Raw genomic sequence first — 18541 nt, forward strand, 5'->3', positions numbered from 1 at the left:
CCCAGCCCGGTGGGGTCCCTCCGCGCGGGGCCCCCGCCGTTCCTTTCAGATTAATCTTTCGCGCTGTTCGCTCCAACCAACCCACCCCCCCCCCCCCACCTTCGGGCCCCCACGGAGGCGCCCCGGGTTCCCCACCTTGACCCACCCACTGGCCCCACGGAGCCCCACTTGGGAAGGGTGAGGGTTCTTTCGCGGCCGTTATGCGGACGTTCGGGGGACAGCTGAGGTTGCTCCGGCCCCCGGTGCGGGGGATCTTGGCCACCGTGCCCCACCACGCCCCCCACCTGGCCCCACCCGGCTGACCTGCGCAAACGGAACACACGACGGAGTGGTCTGCCCGTTTGTCGCGTTGACTGTGGTGAAAAGTGGGGTACGGTGGTGGCCAGTGGGGCGGAAGGGAAGCCCCGTGGCCGTTCGGGGTGGTCCGCCACCTCGGTGCGGTAGGGAGGTGGAGGCCGTGTTCCTCGGCACCCACACCCCGAAACTGGACGACAAAGGGCGGCTCGCGCTGCCCGCGAAGTTCCGTGACGCCTTGGCGGGTGGGCTGATGCTTACCAAGGGGCAGGACCACTGCCTCTTCGTCTTCCCCCGCGCCGAGTTCGAGCAGATGGCACGCAAGGTCGCCGAGGCCCCGTTCACGAACGAGGCGGTTCGGGCCTACCAGCGCTACCTGTTCGCCGGCACGGACGAGCAACGTCCGGACGGCCAGGGGCGCATCACCATCGCGCCCGAGCTCCGCCGCTACGCGGGGCTCAGCAAGGAGTGCGTGGTGATCGGGGCGATCACCAGGCTGGAGATCTGGGACGCCCAAGCGTGGCAGGGCTACCTGGAGGAGCACGAAGACAGCTACGCGAAGGCTCGAGAGGAAGTACTGCCGGGCGTCTTCTAGGCGTGCGGTCGCGGTGCACCTTCGTCGTCGGGGGACGAGAGGTTCGCCGCCGCCCGCGCGATGAGGGGAAGCCCACCCGGATGCCGTGAGGCCTCTGTCCGCTCAATGGCCCTGGTGCACCTTCCCCGGTACCAGGTCAGCAGCGGGCGGACAGGGACCTGACGGCATCCGCCATATTTCCCCCGGGCCGCCCAGGCGAGAAAGGGGGAGGGAACACCATGACGGCACCCGAGCACGTCCCGGTACTGCTGAGCCGCATCGTCGAGCTGTTCACTCCCGTGTTCACCGACCGCGACGGCGTCCTCGTGGACGCGACGGTCGGCCTCGGCGGGCATTCCGACGCCCTCCTGGAGGCCTTCCCGCGGCTGCGGCTCGTCGCGCTGGACCGCGACCCCGCCGCGCTCGAAAAGTCCGCGGAACGCCTGGCCCGCCACGGCGGCCGCGTCGATTTCGTCCACACGGTCTACGACGGGCTCCCGGAGACCCTGGACAGCGTGGGTCTCGCCAAGGCCGACGGCATCCTGTTCGACCTCGGCGTCTCCTCGATGCAGCTGGACCGCGCCGAGCGCGGGTTCGCCTACTCCAAGGACTCGCCGCTGGACATGCGGATGGACCCGACCACCGGGTTCACCGCCGCCGACGTGCTCAACACCTACGCGCCCGGCGAGCTGATCCGCATCCTGCGGGACTACGGCGAGGAACGCTTCGCGCAGCGGATCGTCAAAGCCGTCGTGGCCGCGCGGGAGAAGGAGCCGTTCACCACCAGCGGACGCCTGGTCGAACTGCTCTACGACGCCGTCCCGGCCGCCACCCGCCGCACCGGCGGGCACCCGGCCAAGCGCACCTTCCAGGCGCTGCGGATCGAGGTCAACGGCGAACTGGAGGTGCTCCGCCGCGCCATGCCGGCGGCGCTGGGCGCCCTGAAGGTGGGCGGCCGGATCGTCGTCGAGTCGTACCAGTCCCTGGAAGACCGGCTGGTCAAGCAGGCACTGGCCGAGCTCGCGAAGTCCCGCACCCCGGAAGGACTCCCGGTGGAGCTGCCGGGACACGGACCGGAGTTGAAGCTCCTGACGCGCGGCGCCGAAAAGGCCGGCGAAGAGGAGATCGAACGGAACCCGCGCGCCGCCTCGGTGCGGCTGCGGGCCGCAGAGAGGATCGGAGAGCCGCGATGACCGCTCCCGCGAAGTCCCGCCGCCGGGCCGCGCCGGCGCGAGACCGCAGCGAGGCCGCCCGCACCTCGACGACCACCGTCGAGCCGGATCCGCACGCGCCGCCGCCGGTCAAGGCCGCGCCCCGGCGCGGGTCGCGCGGCCGCACGTCCGCGGCCGAGCGCGCCTACGCGCGCCGCGCCCAGCGCGCCGACCTGCTGAAGGAGCGCGAGGCGCGCCCGGAACCGAAGGTCCGGCCCGCCGAGCCGCCGGTGAAGCCGAAGCTCGAGCTGAAGCTGCTGCTCCCGAAGTCGCGCGCGTCGTTCGTGCTGATGATGATGGCGCTGCTGGCCGCCGGGGTGGCGACCACGCTGTGGCTGACCACGCAGGCGATCGCCGACTCCTACCGGCTCGAGCAGCTGCGCACCACCAACGCGAACCTGGCCGAACAGAAGGAACAGCTGCAGCGCGACGTCGCCAAGGCCGAGTCGCCCGCTTCGCTGGCCCCCGCGGCCCAGCAGCTGGGCATGGTGCCCGGCGGTGACCCGGCGCGGATCGTCGTCGGCCCGGACGGGAAGACCTCGCTCGTCGGCGATCCCAAGAAGGCCAAGGCGGACACCCCGGTGGTGCCGGCCGCACCGCCCGCGGCGCCCGCCGCCGGCACGCAGTCGCAGCAGGGCGCGCCGATCGAGGGTGACCAGCCCGCCGTGCCCGAGGAGCAGCCGCCCGCCCAGCCGGGAGGCGGCCAGTGATGGCTTCGGGCCGCAGCCAGGCCCGCGCGCGCGCCGCGGGCAGCGCGCGGCGGACGTACGCCGCCGGGACCCGCAGCGCGGCCGCGCGGCGGGGCAACGGCGGCCACCGCAGCCGGTTCTCCGCCGTGCGGCTGCTGCTGGTCGCCGTGCTGCTCGTCGCCGGCGTGAAACTGGTGCAGGTGCAGTGGTTCGACGCCGCGGCGCTCTCGGCCGCGGCCGAGCGGCAGCGTGCCCAGACCATCGACATCCCCGCGCAGCGCGGGTCCATTGTGGACCGCAACGGCGCGAAGCTGGCGTTCAGCGTCGAGGTGCGCACGCTCTCGGTGAACCTCAAGGCGCTGCACAAGAGCATGGACGACTTCGCCACGAAGAACCCCGGCACCAAGAAGACGTTCGATGCCGAGACCGCCGCGGCCGCGAAGTACATCGCGGCCAAGGTGCCGAACCAGCTGAGCGAGCAGCAGCTGCTCGACCTGTTCCACAAGCAGGCGTCCTTCACCTACCTGGTGAACAACGTCGAGCCGTCCGTCGCCGCCGACATCGTCAAGCACTTCGCCTGGATCGGCGTCGAGAAGCGCGCGCTGCGGGAGTACCCGGGCGGCGGCCTGGCGGCCAACATCGTCGGTGCCGCGAACTGGCGCTCCGAAGACCAGGACGTGTCGAAGCACAACCTCCACGGCCTCGTCGGGCTCGAGCTGCTGCGCGACAACGACCTGGCGGGTATGCCGGGCCGGATGATGGTCAACACCAAGAACGGCAGCGACAACGTCGTCATCCCGGGCACCGAGCGCGACCTGCAGGCCGCCGTCCCCGGCTCCGACCTCGAGCTGACCATCGACTCCGACCTGCAGTACGAGGTGCAGCGGCAGCTGGCGGACTACGTCCAGCAGTCGCACGCCAAGGGCGGGCAGGCCGTCGTCATGGACGCCAAGACCGGCGAGGTCTACGCGCTGGCCAACGACAAGACGTTCGACCCCAACGACCAGAGCACCTGGAAGACCGACGACCTGGCCAATCCCGCGGTCACCACGCCGTTCGAACCCGGGTCGGTCAACAAGCTCGTCACCGCCACCGGGGCGATCGAATACGGCGTCGCGACCCCGGAGTCCACGGTCGAGGTCCCCGGTGCGCTGCAGGTGGCCGACAAGACGGTGCACGACGCCTGGACCCACGGCACCCAGACGTTCACCACCACCGGGATCTTCGCCAAGTCCTCCAACATCGGCACGCTGCTGCTGGCGCAGAAGATCGGCGAGGAGCGGTACGCCAACCTGCTCAAGTCGTTCGGCCTCGGCCAGCGCACCGGCGTCGGCCTGCCCGGCGAGAGCGCGGGTTCGGTGCCCGCGCGCAGCCAGTGGTCGGCGACCACCTTCGGCAACCTGCCGATCGGGCAGGGCCTGTCGATGACCATCCTGCAGATGGCCGGGATGTACCAGGCGATCGCCAACGACGGCGTGCGCGTCGAACCCCGCATCGTCAAGGCGAAGGTGAACCCGGACGGCACGACCGTGCCCGAGCCGGCCCCGAAGTCGGTCCGGGTGGTCAGCCCGCAGACCGCCAAGACGGTGCGCGACATGATGCGTGCGGTCGCCCAGAACGGCAAGGGCGTCCAGAAGGGCACCGCGCCGACGGCGGCGGTCGAGGGCTACCAGATCTCCGGCAAAACCGGCACCGGTCAGCAGGTCGACCCGCGGACGAGGGCCTACAGCGACCACCTGTACAACATCACCTTCGCCGGCATCCTGCCCGCCGACCACCCGCGGTTCGTCGTCGGGATCCGGCTGGACGCGCCGGACACGACGCTGCCGGTCGGGCACTCCGCCGCGCCGCTGTTCCACACGATCGCGTCGTACGTGACGCAGCGGTACCAGATCCCGTTGTCCGACGGTCCCTCGCCGGAGGTTCCGCTCATCATCGCGCCGTAGACCAGGCACTGTCCGTTAAAGCCCCCTCACGCGGCACCGCGCGAGGGGGCTTCGGCGCGCGAGCGTCCACATCGGCCGGCGCCGGGGAAACCCTTGCGGCGCAACAGGGTCCGTGACGCCATTTAGCACATGTGCCCGGCCCGCACGCAATCGCCGTACCGCGTGCGGGTGCCCGAACCGCCCGCCGGTAGCCTCTTGGCCGTGTCCGTGTCCTCGTCCAGTTCCCAGGTGCCGGAAAGCCCGGTGAAAGCGGTCCCCGCGCCGCCCCGCCCCGCGCGCATCGACCCGGTCCCGCTGGCGACGCTGCTCGCCAGGGCGGACGCCCGCCTGATCGCCGGCTCGCCCGACGCGGCCGAGCTCACCGTCACCGGCACCACGCTGCGTGCGCAGCACGTGCTGCCCGGTGACCTCTTCGCCGCCCTCCCGGGCGCCCGCGCCCACGGCGCCGACTTCAGCGACCAGGCCGTCGCGGCCGGGGCCGTCGCCGTGCTCACCGACGCCGCGGGCGCCGAGCGGCCCGCCCTGCGGGACGCCGGCGTCCCGATCCTGGTCCACGCCGATCCGCGGGCCGCCCTCGGCGAGATCGCCGCCTGGATCTACGGCGAGCCCTCCCTGAAGCTGTCCGTACTCGGCGTCACCGGCACCTCCGGCAAGACGACGACGTCCTACCTGGTCGACGCGGGCCTGCAGGCCGCCGGCCTGACCACCGGCCTGATCGGCACGGTGGAGACCCGGATCGCGGGCGAGCGGCTGGTCAGCGGCTTCACCACGCCGGAGGCGCCCGACCTGCAGGCGCTGCTCGCGGTGATGCTCGAGCGCGGCGTCACGCACGTGCCGATGGAGGTCTCCAGCCACGCGCTCGCGCTGGGCCGGGTCAACGGCACCCGGTTCGCGGTCGGCGCGTTCACCAACCTCTCCCAGGACCACCTGGATTTCCACAAGGACATGCAGGAGTACTTCGCCGCGAAGTCGCTGCTGTTCGACGGCCGCTCGACGCACGAGGTGGTCGTGGCCGACAGCGCGTGGGGGCAGGCCCTGCTCACGCCGCAGACGATCACCGTGACCACCGATCCGGGCACCGACGCCGTGTGGAAGGCCACCGACCTGGAGGCCACCCCGCGGGGCGAGCAGACGTTCACCCTGCACGGCCCGGACGGCTTGCGCGCGGCCGCCCGGATCCCGCTGCCCGGCGAGTTCAACGTCGCCAACGCCGTGCTCGCGGCCGCGATCCTGAGCACCGCCGGGGTGTCGCTGGAGCACATCGTCACCGGGCTCGCCCAGGTGCAGGTCCCCGGCCGGATGGAGCGTGTCTACGTCGGCCAGGAGTTCACCGCCGTCGTCGACTACGCCCACAAGCCGGCCGCGGTCGCCCAGGGGCTGGACGCGCTGCGGGCGCGCACCGAGGGCCGGATCATCACCGTGCTCGGCTGCGGCGGCGACCGGGACACCGCCAAGCGCCCGATGATGGGCGAGGCCGCGGCCCGCCGCAGCGAAGTCCTGATCGTCACCGACGACAACCCGCGCTCCGAGGACCCGGCGGCGATCCGGGCCGCCATGCTCGCCGGCGCCCGCGCGGTCGGGCCCGCCGAGGGTGGCGAGATCATCGAGATCGGCGACCGCCGCGAGGCCATCGCGCACGCCGTCTCGCTCGCCGAGCCGGGCGACATCGTCTTCCTCGCCGGCAAGGGGCACGAGTCCGGCCAGGAGGCCGGCGGCGTCGTGCACCCGTTCTCCGACCGCGACGAGCTGGCCGCGGCCATCCGCAACAAACTCGAGGTGAGTGTGTGATCGTGCTCAGCCTGGCCGAGATCGCCGGCGTCGTCGGCGGCCGGCTGCACCGCGCCGACCCGGGCGCGCAGGTGACCGGCACCGTGGAGTTCGACACCCGGGAGCTCACGCCCGGCGGCCTGTTCGTCGCGCTGCCGGGGGAGAAGGTCGACGGCCACGACTTCGCCGCGCGGGCCGTCGAGGCCGGCGCCGTGGCCGTGCTGGCCGCCCGCGAGGTCGACGCGCCCGCGATCGTCGTCCCGCCGCTCGCCGCGGGCGAGGCCCACGAGCGGTCGGTCGCGCTGACCGGCGACAAGGACGGCTCCGGCGCCGCGGTGCTGGCCGCGCTGGCCAAGCTCGCCCGGTACGTCGTGCAGCGCCTGGCCGAGGGCGGGCTGACCGTCGTCGGCGTCACCGGCTCCTCCGGCAAGACCTCGACCAAGGACGTCATCGCGCAGCTGCTCGAGCCGCTCGGCCCGACGATCGCGCCGCCCGGGTCGTTCAACAACGAGCTCGGCCACCCCTGGACGGCGCTGCGGGCGGACGCCGGGACGAAGCACCTCGTGCTGGAGCTGTCGGCGCGGGGCCCGGGCCACATCGCCCACCTCGCGGAGATCGCCCCGCCGAAGATCGGCGTCGTGCTCAACGTCGGCAGCGCGCACGTCGGCGAGTTCGGCTCGCGCGAAGGCATAGCGAAGACCAAGGGCGAGCTCGTCGAGGCCCTGCCCGAAGACGGCGTCGCGGTGCTCAACCTCGACGATCCGCTGGTCGCGGCCATGGCGAGCCGCACGAAGGCCCGGGTGGTGTTCGTCGGCGAGAGCCCCTCGGCGCAGATCCGCGCGGAGAACATCACCCTCGACGACGAGGCCCGCGCCTCCTTCCGGCTGATCACCCCGGCCGGCGAGGCCGGCGTCCGGCTGCCGCTGCACGGCGAGCACCACGTCGGCAACGCGCTGTCGGCCGCGGCGGTCGCGCTGGAGCTGGGTGCGACGCCGGACGAGATCGCCGCGAGGCTCTCGGCCCTCGAACGGCGCTCCGCGCGCCGCATGGAGGTCGTCACCCGGGCCGACGGCGTCACGATCCTCAACGACTCGTTCAACGCCAACCCCGAGTCGATGCGGGCCGGCCTGAAGGCCCTCGCGGCGATGACCCGGGAAACCGGCCGCCGCTCCTGGGCCGTGCTCGGCGTGATGGGCGAGCTCGGCGCGGACTCGGTCACCGCCCACGACGAGATCGGCCGGCTCGTCGTCCGGCTCAACATCGCCAAGCTCGTCGTCATCGGGCCCGAGGCGGCGGCCATGCACCAGGGCGCGCACCAGGAAGGCTCCTGGGGCGAGGAATCCACTTTGGTACCCGACGTCGAGGCCGCCGCCGCCCTGCTGCATGATCAGCTCCGCCCCGGGGACGTGGTGCTGGTCAAGGCCTCCAAGGCCGCCGGCCTCTGGCGGGTCGCCGAGGCCCTGCTCGAACCCCGGGAAACCGACAACTCCGAGAATCGCTCGAACGGTGGTGACGCGTGATCAGCATCCTGATCGCGGCCGCGGCGGGCCTGCTGGTCTCCATCATGCTGACGCCCTACCTGATCCGGGTCTTCTCCCGGCAGGGCTTCGGCCAGGAGATCCGCGAGGAAGGCCCCCAGGGACACAAGTCCAAGCGCGGTACCCCGACCATGGGCGGTGTCGCGATCATCATCGCGATGGTCGTCGGGTACTTCGCCGCGCACCTGATCAACTGGATGTTCAACTCCCGCAGCGGCGCGCCGACGGCCTCCGGGCTGCTCGTGCTGATGCTCGCGGTGGGCCTGGGGATCGTCGGGTTCCTCGACGACTTCATCAAGATCCGGAAGCAGCGCAACCTCGGGCTGAACAAGACCGCGAAGCTGGTCGGGCAGCTGGTCGTCACCATCGCGTTCGCGGTGCTGGCGCTGAACTTCCCGAACCAGCACGGCATCACGCCGGCGTCGGAGAGCCTCTCCTACGTCCGTGACCTCGCGCTGATCACCTTCCCCTCGGTGATCTTCGTGATCTTCTGCTACGTCGTGATCTCCGGCTGGTCGAACGCGGTCAACTTCACCGACGGCCTCGACGGCCTGGCCGGTGGCGCGGCGGCGATGGTGCTGGCCACCTACGTCGTGATCTCGTTCTGGCAGGAGCGGCTGTCCTGCGCCAACGCGCCGGCCGCCGCCTGCTACGACGTCCGTGACCCGCTGGACCTGGCCGTGGTCGCCGCCGCGGCGACCGGCGCCTGCGTGGGCTTCCTCTGGTGGAACGCGGCCCCGGCGAAGATCTTCATGGGCGACACCGGTTCGCTGGCCCTCGGCGGCCTGGTCGCCGGCCTGTCCATGACGACCCGCACCGAGCTGCTCGCCATCGTCATCGGCGGCCTGTTCATGGTCGAGATGATCTCGGTGGTCGCGCAGATCGCGGTGTTCCGGACGACCCGGCGAAGGTTGTTCCGGATGGCGCCGTTCCACCACCACTTCGAGCTCGCCGGCTGGGCCGAAACCACGGTGATCATCCGGTTCTGGCTGCTCTCGGCGATCTGCTGCATGTTCGGGCTCGGCCTGTTCTACAGCGAGCAGCTGGGCCTCGGAGGCTGACCATGGACGTCGCTGGTCGTCACGTTCTCGTCGCCGGGGCCGGGGTCACCGGCAAGTCGGTGGTCCCGGTGCTGGTCGAGCTGGGTGCGCGCGTCACCGTCACCGACGGCAACGCCGAGCGCCTGGCCGAGCTCGAGGGCCTCGGCGCCGAGCTGGTGCCGGGCCTGGCCGAGCCGCCCGCCGACGTCGTCCTGGTCGTCACCAGCCCCGGCTGGCGGCCGACGTCGCCGCTGCTCGTGGCCGCGGCCGAGGCGGGGGTCGAGATCATCGGCGACGTCGAGCTGGCCTGGCGCGTCGGGCAGCTGCGCGAGCACCCGCCGTCGTGGCTGGTGATCACCGGCACCAACGGCAAGACGACCACCGCCGGCATGCTCGAATCGATCCTCAAGGCCGCCGGCGGCAACGCCGTGGCCTGCGGGAACATCGGCTACGCGGCGCTCGACGCGGTCCGCGCGGGGTACGACGTGCTGGCCGTGGAGCTGTCGAGCTTCCAGCTGCACTGGTCCTCGACGCTGGCGCCGGACGCCGCCGTGGTGCTGAACCTGGCCGAGGACCACATCGACTGGCACGGCTCGATGGACGAGTACGCGGCCGCGAAGGGGCGCGTGTACACCCGTGCCAAGGTCGCCGTGCACAACGCCGACGACGACTGGTCCACCCGGATCGCCGCCGAGCACGCTCCGGAGAGCGCCCGCCGCGTCGGCTTCCAGCTCGACACCCCGCGCGCCGGTGAGCTGGGCGTGGTCGAGGACCTGCTGGTCGACCGCGCCTTCGTCGCCGACCCGGTGAACAGCGCCGAGGAACTCGCCACGCTCTCCGACGTGCGCCCGGCCGGCCCGCACAACGTCGCGAACGCCCTCGCCGCGGCCGCGCTCGCCCGCGCGCACGGCGTCTCGGCCGACGCCGTGGTGAAGGGCCTGCGCGAGTACCAGCCGGCCCCGCACCGGGCCGCCGAGGTCGCCGAGGTGGCCGGGGTGCGGTACGTCAACGACTCGAAGGCGACCAACCCGCACGCGGCCGCCGGGTCCCTGCGGGCCCACGCGAGCATCGTGTGGATCGCCGGGGGCCAGCTCAAGGGCGCGTCGGTCGACGAGCTGGTGAGCAGCATCGCAGGCCGGCTCCGCGGAGTTGTGCTACTCGGCGTCGATTCACCCGTGATCGCCGCCGCGGTTGCGCGACACGCGCCGGATGTCCCGGTGAACAGCCTCCGTCCGGGTGACGATGAACCCATGACTGCGGCGGTGAGTGCGGCCAGCGCGATGGCCCGACCCGGTGACGTGGTGCTGCTGGCACCCGCCGCGGCGTCGTTGGACATGTTCTCGAGCTACGGCGAGCGCGGCGACGCGTTCGCCGCGGCCGTGCGTGTCCTCCGCGACGACGCAGCGGGGGAGCCGAGTGACGACAGCTGAAAAGAAGCCGGAAACGCCGCCGAAGCGGCCGCGCCGCGAGCGCAAGGAGAGCGGCTTCGTCGCCTTCCGGACCGCGCTGACCGCGTGGCTCTCGCGGCCGCTGGCGTCGTTCCACCTCGTGCTCGCCCTCACCGGGGTGCTCACCGTCATCGGCATCGTCATGGTGCTCTCGGCGTCGTCGGTCACCTCCTACAACCCGAAGACCGGCAGCGGGGTGTACTCGCTGTTCGTCAAGCACCTGGTGTTCGTCGCCCTCGGCTCGGTCGTCTTCTGGCTGGGCTTGCGGGTCAAGCTGGAGCGGATCCGGCGGATGTCGGCCACCGCGACGGTGATCTGCCTCGCCCTGCTGGTGCTGGTGCTCACCCCGCTCGGCTCGGAGGTCAACGGCTCGCAGGGCTGGTTCAAGCTCGGCGAGTTCACCTTCCAGCCGGTCGAAGCCGCGAAGGTCGCGCTCGCCTTCTGGGGCGCCCACATCCTGGTCATCAAGTACAACGTGATCCACCAGTGGCGGCACCTGCTGGTGCCGGTGGTGCCGATCGCGCTGCTGATGTTCGCCTTGGTCATGCTGCAGCCCGACCTCGGCGGCACGGTCACCCTGGCCGTGGTGCTGCTGGCGCTGCTCTGGTTCGCCGGCGCCCCGAAACGGCTGTTCGGCGTCATTCTCGCCGGCGGCCTGGCCGGGGTGCTCGTGCTGGCCGTCATCGCGCCCTACCGGCTCGCCCGGGTCATGTCGTTCCTCTCGCCGGACGCCGACGTCAGCGCCGAGGGCTTCCAGGCCAACCAGGCCAAGCTCGCCCTGGCCGACGGCGGCTTCCTCGGCAAGGGCCTCGGCCAGGGCGCATCCAACTGGGGTTATCTGCCCAACGCGCAGAACGACTTCATCTTCGCGGTGATCGGCGAGGAGCTCGGGCTGATCGGCTGCGTCGTCGTGCTCGTCCTCTTCGGCGGGGTCGCCGTCGTGGGCCTGCGGATCGCCACCCGCAACATCGACCCGTGGATCCGGATCGTCTCCGGCACGCTGACGGTGTTCCTCGTGGCGCAGGCCGGCATCAACATCGGCTACGTCGTCGGCCTGCTGCCCGTCACCGGCGTCACGCTGCCGCTGATCTCCTACGGTGGCACCTCGCTGGTGATCACCATGCTCATCATGGGCGTGCTCGCGAACGCCGCCCGGCACGAACCGGAGGCGGTGGCCGCGCTGCGCACACAGGGGCCGGGTAAATTCGGGCGTCTGCTGCGGCTGCCCGCGCCCGACCCGTACCGTCCGCCCGCCACGCGCAAGGCGGCGGGGCGGAGTGGGGCGAAGGCGGCCAGGCCGGCGCCCCGTGCGGCCCGGCCCGCCCCGGCTCAGGAACGACGCAGGTCGGTCCGCGAACCGGTGCGCCGCAGCGCGGCACGGACGAGCGCGGCCCGCACGAGCACGTCTCGCGGCGGGGCCGCGCGGACAACAGCGAGCCGTGGTACCCGGAGTACCGCGAACCGGAGAGGTCATAGGTGAGTAAGCCCGTCAAGGGAACCGAGCGAGCCGCCGCGGGCAAGGGGCCCGTGGTCGTGGTCGCCGGAGGTGGCACCGCAGGACACATCGAACCCGCCCTCGCCCTGGCCGACGCCGTCATGCGGCTGCGCCCGGACGCGACGGTCGTCGCGCTCGGCACCGAGCGCGGCCTGGAGAACAAGCTCGTCCCGGCGCGCGGCTATCCCCTGGAGCTGATCCCGCCGGTGCCGCTGCCGCGCAAGCCGACGCCGGAGCTGGTCAAGCTGCCGCTGAAGGTCCGCGACTCGGTCCGCAAGACCCGTGAGGTGCTGGAGCGCGTCGGCGCGGACGTCGTCGTCGGCTTCGGCGGGTACGTCGCCCTGCCCGCCTACCTGGCCGCGCGCGGGCGCGTCCCGATCGTCGTGCACGAAGCCAACCAGTCGCCGGGCCTGGCGAACAAGGTCGGCGCGCGGTTCGCCCGCCGCGTCGCGGTCGCCGTCGCCGGCACCCCGCTGCCGAAGGCCGAGGTCGTCGGGATCCCGCTGCGGCGGTCGATCACCACGCTGGACCGGGCCGCGCTGCGGGCCGAGGCGCGGGCGCACTTCGGCCTGGACCCGGACGCGCCGACGCTGCTGGTCTTCGGCGGTTCGCAGGGCGCGCAGTCGATCAACGCCGCCGTGTCCGGCGCGGCGAAGGACCTCGCCGACGCCGGTGTCGGCGTCCTGCACGCGCACGGGCCGAAGAACACGCTGGTCGTCCAGGAGTTCCCGGGCAAGCCGGCGTACCTGCCGGTGCCGTACCTGGAGCGGATGGACCTGGCCTACGCCGCGGCCGACGTCGCGATCTGCCGCTCGGGCGCGATGACCGTCGCCGAGGTGACCTCGGTCGGGCTGCCCGCGGTGTTCGTCCCGCTGCCGATCGGCAACGGCGAGCAGGCCAGCAACGCCCGGCCGGCCGTCGACGCCGGCGCCGCGCTGATGGTCTTCGACGGCGACCTCAGCCCGGCCAAGGTCGCCGAGCTGGTCGTCCCGCTGGTCACCGACGCCGACCGCGTCGCGAAGATGGGTGCGGCGGCGGTCGGCATGGGCCACCGCGAGGCCGACGAGACCCTCGCCCGCATCGTTCTGGAGGCCGCTGGTGCCTGAGTTGCCTGAAGAACTGCGCCGGGCGCACCTGATCGGGATCGGCGGCGCCGGCATGTCCGGCATCGCGCGGATCCTGCTGGCCCGGGGCGCTTTCGTGTCGGGCTCGGACGCCAAGGAGTCGCGCGCGCTGCTGTCGCTGCGCGCCCAGGGTGCCGAGCTGTTCGTCGGCCAGAGCGCCGCGAACATTTCCGCGCTCGCGGAGCCGCCGTCCGCCGTGGTCGTCTCGACGGCGATCAAGGAGACCAACCCCGAGCTGGCCGCGGCGCGGGCCGCGGGCATCCCGGTGCTGCACCGGGCGCAGGCGCTGGCCGGGCTGATGGAAGGCCACCGCGTCGCCTGCATCGCGGGCACGCACGGCAAAACGTCGACGACGTCGATGCTGACCGTCGCGCTGCAGCACTGCCGGCTCGACCCGTCGTTCGCCATCGGCGGCGACCTCAACGAGTCCGGCGCCAACGCCCACCACGGCGAGGGTGGCGTGTTCGTCGCCGAGGCCGACGAGAGCGACGGCTCGTTCCTGACCTACTCGCCATCGGTCGCGGTCGTGACGAACGTCGAGCCGGACCACCTGGACCACCACGGCACGGCCGAGGCCTACACGAAGGTGTTCACCGAGTTCGTGAGCCGGATCGTCCCGGGCGGCCTGCTCATCGTCTGCGGTGACGATCCCGCGGCGGACGAACTCGGCCGGCAGGCGGCCGACCTGGGGGTCCGGGTGCGCCGCTACGGCCGTACGGCCACCGGTCCGGGTGACGCGCGGATCCTGGAGTACGTCCCGGCGCCGGACGGCGGTGTCGTGCGGCTCGAGCTGGCCGGCGAGGAAGTTTCGGTGCGCGTCGCCGTGCCGGGCGAGCACATGGCGCTCAACGCGATCGCGGCCCTGCTGGCCGGGATCGAGCTGGGTGCCCCGGTGTCCGGCCTGGTCGACGGGCTCGCGGCGTTCGGCGGCGTGCGGCGGCGGTTCGAGTTCAAGGGCCGGGCCGGCGACGTCCGCGTCTACGACGACTACGCCCACCACCCGACCGAGGTGGCCGCGCAGCTGCGCGCGGTGCGCACGGCGGCCGGGTCCGGGCGGGTGATCGTGGTGTTCCAGCCGCACCTGTACTCGCGGACCAAGACGTTCTCGGTGGAGTTCGCGGAGGCGCTGTCGCTCGCCGACGAGGTCGTCGTGCTGGACGTCTACGGCGCGCGGGAGGAGCCCGAGCCGGGGGTCACCGGCGCGCTGATCGCCGACCGGGTGACCGCGGCGGTGCACTACGAGCCGGCGTTCGACGTCGCGGCGCCGCTGGCCGCCGGGCTGGCCAAGCCCGGTGACCTGGTGGTGACCATGGGCGCCGGGGACGTGACGCAGCTGGGCCCGGAGATCCTCGCCGAGCTGGACAAGCGCTGAGGCCATGAGTCCGACCAGGGAACACCGCCGTCCGTCCTCCGAAGAGGAGCTCCCGGACCGCGCTGCCCTGGCCCGGCAACGCCGGGGGCGGCGCTCCGAGGAGGAGCGCCGCCGGACCCGCGCCGCGCGGCCCAAGCCGAGCGCCCGCGCCCGGCCCAACCGGCAGGTGGAGATCCGTCGCCGGTGGGTCGCGCTGCTGTCCGTGCTCACCGTGGTGGCGCTGGTCTACCTGCTGTTCTTCAGCTCGATGCTCGGCGTCCAGGACGTCTCGGTCAGCGGCTCCCGCACGGTGCCGGCCGACCAGATCCGCACGGCGGCCGCGGTCCCGGCCGGCAAGCCGATGCTGCGGCTGAGCACCGACGAGATCCGCGACCGGGTGGCGGGGATGCCGGGCATCGCGACGGTCGAGGTGTCCCGCTCGTGGCCGAACACGGTCGAGATCACGGTGACCGAGCGGACGGCGATCGCGTTCTTCGACAGCGGCCCGGGCGGCGACGGCGTCCACCTCGTCGACGGCGGTGGCGTGGTGTTCAAGACGGTCGCGGCGCGCCCGCCGGGCCTGCCGGAGCTCAAGCTGCCGAAGGTGTCGGCGGACGACCCGGTGACGCGCGCGGTGACGGCGGTGCTCGGGGTGATCCCGGAGCAGCTCCTCAAGCAGGTCACGACGGCGACGGCGAAGACGCCGGCGAGCGTGGAGTTCACGCTGGCCAACGGGAAGATCGTCCGCTGGGGCACCGCGGAGCAGACGGACCGCAAGGCCAAGGTCCTGGCAGCCCTCCTGACCCAGGACGGCAAGGTCTACGACGTCGCGGCGCCGGAACTGCCGACCATCACCTCCTGAAGTTTCCTTTTTCGCGTGCACCGGGGTTCTCGTATGCCGTACGATCTCGTACAGCATACGAGAATGAGGAGGACGCTCATGACGATCCTGGTGACGGGCGCGACCGGCAGCGTCGGCCGGCTGGTGGTCGACGAACTGGTCGCGGCGGGGGTGCCCGTGCGGGCGCTGACCGTCGATCCGGAACGCGCCCGGCTCCCGGCCGGGGCCGAGGTGGTCGTCGGGTCACTGGCGAGGCCGTCGACGCTGCCGGTCGCGCTCAAGGGGGTCTCGGCGGTGTACCTGGCGCCGATGGCCCGCACCGTCCGGCGGTTCTGCGAGCTGGCCGCGGAGGCCGGCGTCGAGCGGGTGGTCGCGTTGTCGGGCAGCAGCGTCGGGGACGAGCACGAGGGCTCCAGCGGGCACGAGTACGGCGCCGTCGAAGCCGCCGTCCGGGACGCGGGGTTCGCCTGGACCTTCCTGCGCCCCGGCGGGTTCATGAACAACACGCTCGACTGGGCGCCGATGGTCCGGGCGGGCGAGGTCGCGATGGCCTACGGCGACGCGACACAGACCCCCATCGACCTCGGCGACATCGCGGCGGTGGCCGCCCGGGTGCTGGTCTCGGCCGGGCACACCGGCCAGACGTATGTCCTCAGTGGACCGGAGGCGATCACCCTGCGCGGGCAGGTCGAGACCCTGGCCTCGGTGCTGGGTCGCGAGATCCGCTTCCGCGAGCTGACCCCGGGAGAGCAGCGCGCGCAGTGGATCGGTTACGGCGTCCCGGAATCGGCCGTCGATTGGCTGCTTGACGGCTTCGAAGAAACGCTGCGGCACCCGCAAGTGCCGACCGGCGTCGTCGAGGAGCTGCTGGGCCGGCCAGGGACGACGTACGCGGAGTGGGTGGCCGCGCGGCGGGACGTCTTCGCCTAGGCCGGCTGCCCGGCCCGCTCCCGCGTCCCGGTCCGCTCCGCGCCGATCCCCGCCGTGCTCGGATGGACGGGCGATGGTTGAGGGGATCATCCACCGGTATCGGTGCGGGCTCGCGTGGCGGGATGTTCCGGTGGTGTCCGGTCCGTGGCAACCGATCCGGACCTGGCATCCACCGACCGGCGCTCGTCCCTGCCCGCCGTGGTCACCTGGGCCAAGGCGTTGTCAGACACGCGCTAGACCGGCTGCCCGGCCCGCTCCCGCGTCCCGGTCCGTTCCGCGCCGATCCCGGCCGCCACGACGAGCACCACACCCGCCGCCGCGGCGGCGTCCGGGATCTGGTGGAGCACGATGAGCCCGATCGTCAGGGCGATGGCCGGTTCCAGGCTCATCAGCGTCCCGAACGCGGGGGCGGTCAGGCGCCGCAGGGCGAGCATCTCGAGCGCGAACGGCACCACCGGCAGCAACACCGCCAGCCCGAGGCCGGTGAGCAGCAGTGGCCAGGTCAGGTGCCCGAACACCGCCGGTCCGTAGACGAGCGTCGCGACGAGGCCCGCAACCGGCATCGACACGGCGAGCCCGCGCACGCCCGCCACCTCGTCGCCGACCCGCTGCGTCAGCAGGATGTAGCCGGCCCAGCAGACCGCGGCCGCCAGCGCGAAGCCGACGCCCGCCAGGTCCGCGCCGCCCCGCCACGGCTGGGTCAGCAACACCACCCCGGCCGCGGCGAGGACGGGCCACCCCCGCTTGCGGCCTCGCGTGACGGCGACGGTCAGCGGCCCGAGGAACTCCAGCGCGCTCGCCGTGCCCAGCGGCAACCGGGCCACCGCTTCCATGAACAGCATGGTCATTCCCGCCGTGACCACGCCCAGGCCGCAGCAGGCCACGAACGTGCTCCGCCGGAACGACGACGGACGCGGCCGGACCACGACGAGCAGCAGCACCCCGGCCCACGCCAGGCGCAACCACGCCGCTCCTTCCGGACCGACGCGGTCGAACAGGCCGACCGACACGGCGAGACCGAGCTGGACGCAGAGCATGGCGGCGACGGCGAGGGTCGCTCCGGCGCGGGATGAGGACGGCACGGGTCCAGCAAAGCCGACCACGACCGTTCATGTCCACGTGGCAATCGTGGACATACCGTTCGCAGTTCGTGGACAATGGCGGCGTGGACACCCGCCGGCTCCGGTCCTTCCTCGAGCTGTCCCGCCACGGCTCGATGCGCGCGGTGGCGGACGTGCTCGGCACCACCACGTCCACGGTCTCGCAGCAGATCGCGGTCCTGGCGCGGGAAACCGGCGTGCCCCTGCTGGAACCGGACGGCCGGCGGGTGCGGCTCACCCCCGCGGGACGCCGCCTGGCCGAGCACGCGGTGACGATCCTCGCCGCCGTGGAGGCCGCGCGCGCCGATCTCGACCCCCACGCCGAGCCGGCCGGTACTGTGCGGGTCGCCGGGTTCGCCACGGCCGTGCGGCGCTCGGTGCTGCCGGCCGCGGCCGCGCTCGCCGCGCACCACCCGCGGGTCGAGCTGCGGATCAGCGAGTACGAACCGCCCGAGGCGTTCGCCGCGCTGCTGGCCGGCGACATCGACCTCGCCCTCACCTACGACTACGAACTCGCCCCGGCGGGCACCGACCCCGCGATCCAGGCGCGTCCACTGTGGACGGCGAGCTGGGGACTCGCCGTCCCGGCCGCCGACGCGCCCCGGGTGCGCGGCGACGGGACGGTGGCGGTCTTCGAGGCGTTCCGCGACCACGGCTGGATCGTCAACTCCCGCGACGGCACGGACGAGGACGTGGTCCGCAGGCTGGCGGCCATGGCGGGGTTCGAGCCCCGCCTGACGCACCGCGCGGACAGCCTGGAGCTGGTGGAGGACCTCATCGCGACCGGCCCGGCACCCGCGGTCGGCCTGCTGCCGGCGACCTGGGCGGCGAGATCGGGGGTCACGGTGCTGCCGTTGGCCGGTCCTGAGGTGCGGCAGCGTGCCTTCGCCTGTACGCGGCGTGGGCGGGAGACGTGGGCGCCGCTGGCGTTGGTGCTCGGCTTGCTGGCGCGTTAGACGCGGGTGCGGGTCATTCCGGCCAGGCCGAGCAGCGGGAGCACACCGGCGACGCGATCAGGGGTCGCGGCTTTTCCGTTGGCCGGTCCCGAGGTGCGGCAGCGTGCCTTCGCCTGTGCGCGGCGCGGCCGGGAGACGTGGGCGCCGCTGGCGTTGGTGCTCGGCTTGCTGGCGCGTTAGACGCGGGTGCGGGTCATTCCGGCCAGGCCGAGCAGCGGGAGCACACCGGCGACGCGA

The 18541-nt window shown here is 72.8% G+C and carries 15 protein-coding genes; 14 read left to right on the top strand and 1 reads right to left on the bottom strand.

Annotated elements, in window-relative coordinates; translation table 11 throughout:
- Positions 1-457: 457 nt before the first annotated feature.
- The 13 genes from mraZ to AB0M30_RS33525 all read left to right on the top strand — a co-directional run bounded on the left by mraZ (position 458) and on the right by AB0M30_RS33525 (position 16248).
- Entirely contained in the window at positions 458-889 is a 432-nt protein-coding gene (gene mraZ, locus AB0M30_RS33465) for a division/cell wall cluster transcriptional repressor MraZ (protein WP_014467434.1), read from the top strand.
- Between the two features lie 218 nt (positions 890-1107).
- The gene (gene rsmH, locus AB0M30_RS33470) at positions 1108-2061 is read left to right on the top strand and encodes a 16S rRNA (cytosine(1402)-N(4))-methyltransferase RsmH (protein WP_364592127.1); all 954 of its coding nucleotides are present in this window, start codon (positions 1108-1110) and stop codon (positions 2059-2061) included.
- Complete coding sequence (locus tag AB0M30_RS33475; RefSeq protein ID WP_364592130.1) at positions 2058-2789, top strand: hypothetical protein; 732 nt, start codon at positions 2058-2060, stop codon at positions 2787-2789. Before rsmH ends, AB0M30_RS33475 begins: the two co-directional genes overlap by 4 nt.
- The gene (locus tag AB0M30_RS33480; RefSeq protein ID WP_364592133.1) at positions 2789-4714 is read left to right on the top strand and encodes a penicillin-binding protein 2; all 1926 of its coding nucleotides are present in this window, start codon (positions 2789-2791) and stop codon (positions 4712-4714) included. The genes AB0M30_RS33475 and AB0M30_RS33480 overlap by 1 nt, the downstream gene beginning before the upstream one ends.
- Before the next feature lie 243 nt (positions 4715-4957).
- Positions 4958-6502, top strand: coding sequence for a UDP-N-acetylmuramoyl-L-alanyl-D-glutamate--2,6-diaminopimelate ligase (locus tag AB0M30_RS33485; RefSeq protein WP_364592331.1), 1545 nt, complete (start codon positions 4958-4960; stop codon positions 6500-6502).
- Positions 6499-8001, top strand: a complete 1503-nt coding sequence (gene murF / locus AB0M30_RS33490; RefSeq protein WP_364592136.1) for a UDP-N-acetylmuramoyl-tripeptide--D-alanyl-D-alanine ligase — start codon at positions 6499-6501, stop codon at positions 7999-8001. The genes AB0M30_RS33485 and murF overlap by 4 nt, the downstream gene beginning before the upstream one ends.
- Positions 7998-9080, top strand: coding sequence for a phospho-N-acetylmuramoyl-pentapeptide-transferase (mraY, locus tag AB0M30_RS33495; RefSeq protein ID WP_013228040.1), 1083 nt, complete (start codon positions 7998-8000; stop codon positions 9078-9080). The genes murF and mraY overlap by 4 nt, the downstream gene beginning before the upstream one ends.
- 2 nt (positions 9081-9082) lie before the next feature.
- Entirely contained in the window at positions 9083-10489 is a 1407-nt protein-coding gene (gene murD / locus AB0M30_RS33500; RefSeq protein WP_364592139.1) for a UDP-N-acetylmuramoyl-L-alanine--D-glutamate ligase, read from the top strand.
- On the top strand, positions 10476-11987 hold the full coding sequence (ftsW, locus tag AB0M30_RS33505) for a putative lipid II flippase FtsW (RefSeq protein ID WP_364592142.1): 1512 nt from the start codon (positions 10476-10478) through the stop codon (positions 11985-11987). Before murD ends, ftsW begins: the two co-directional genes overlap by 14 nt.
- Positions 11984-13108, top strand: coding sequence for an undecaprenyldiphospho-muramoylpentapeptide beta-N-acetylglucosaminyltransferase (murG, locus tag AB0M30_RS33510; RefSeq protein WP_364592145.1), 1125 nt, complete (start codon positions 11984-11986; stop codon positions 13106-13108). The genes ftsW and murG overlap by 4 nt, the downstream gene beginning before the upstream one ends.
- Positions 13101-14498 carry a UDP-N-acetylmuramate--L-alanine ligase gene (gene murC / locus AB0M30_RS33515; protein ID WP_364592148.1) on the top strand — a complete coding sequence of 466 codons (1398 nt, stop codon included), beginning with the start codon at positions 13101-13103 and terminating at the stop codon, positions 14496-14498. Before murG ends, murC begins: the two co-directional genes overlap by 8 nt.
- A 4-nt stretch (positions 14499-14502) precedes the next feature.
- Positions 14503-15339 carry an FtsQ-type POTRA domain-containing protein gene (locus AB0M30_RS33520; protein WP_364592151.1) on the top strand — a complete coding sequence of 279 codons (837 nt, stop codon included), beginning with the start codon at positions 14503-14505 and terminating at the stop codon, positions 15337-15339.
- A gap of 78 nt (positions 15340-15417) precedes the next feature.
- Positions 15418-16248 (top strand): NAD(P)H-binding protein, encoded by an 831-nt coding sequence (locus AB0M30_RS33525; protein ID WP_364592154.1) that lies wholly within the window; start codon positions 15418-15420, stop codon positions 16246-16248.
- A gap of 233 nt (positions 16249-16481) precedes the next feature.
- Here AB0M30_RS33525 and AB0M30_RS33530 read toward each other — a convergent pair whose 3' ends face one another.
- A complete protein-coding gene (locus AB0M30_RS33530; RefSeq protein WP_364592157.1) occupies positions 16482-17330 on the bottom strand; it encodes an EamA family transporter in 849 nt (282 codons plus the stop codon).
- A gap of 83 nt (positions 17331-17413) precedes the next feature.
- Here AB0M30_RS33530 and AB0M30_RS33535 point away from each other — a divergent pair, with 83 nt between their 5' ends.
- Entirely contained in the window at positions 17414-18304 is an 891-nt protein-coding gene (locus tag AB0M30_RS33535) for a LysR family transcriptional regulator (RefSeq protein ID WP_364592160.1), read from the top strand.
- Positions 18305-18541 lie beyond the last annotated feature (237 nt).

It is taken from the genome of Amycolatopsis sp. NPDC051716, from assembly GCF_040681595.1.
In the GTDB taxonomy this organism is placed as follows: Bacteria; Actinomycetota; Actinomycetes; order Mycobacteriales; family Pseudonocardiaceae; genus Amycolatopsis.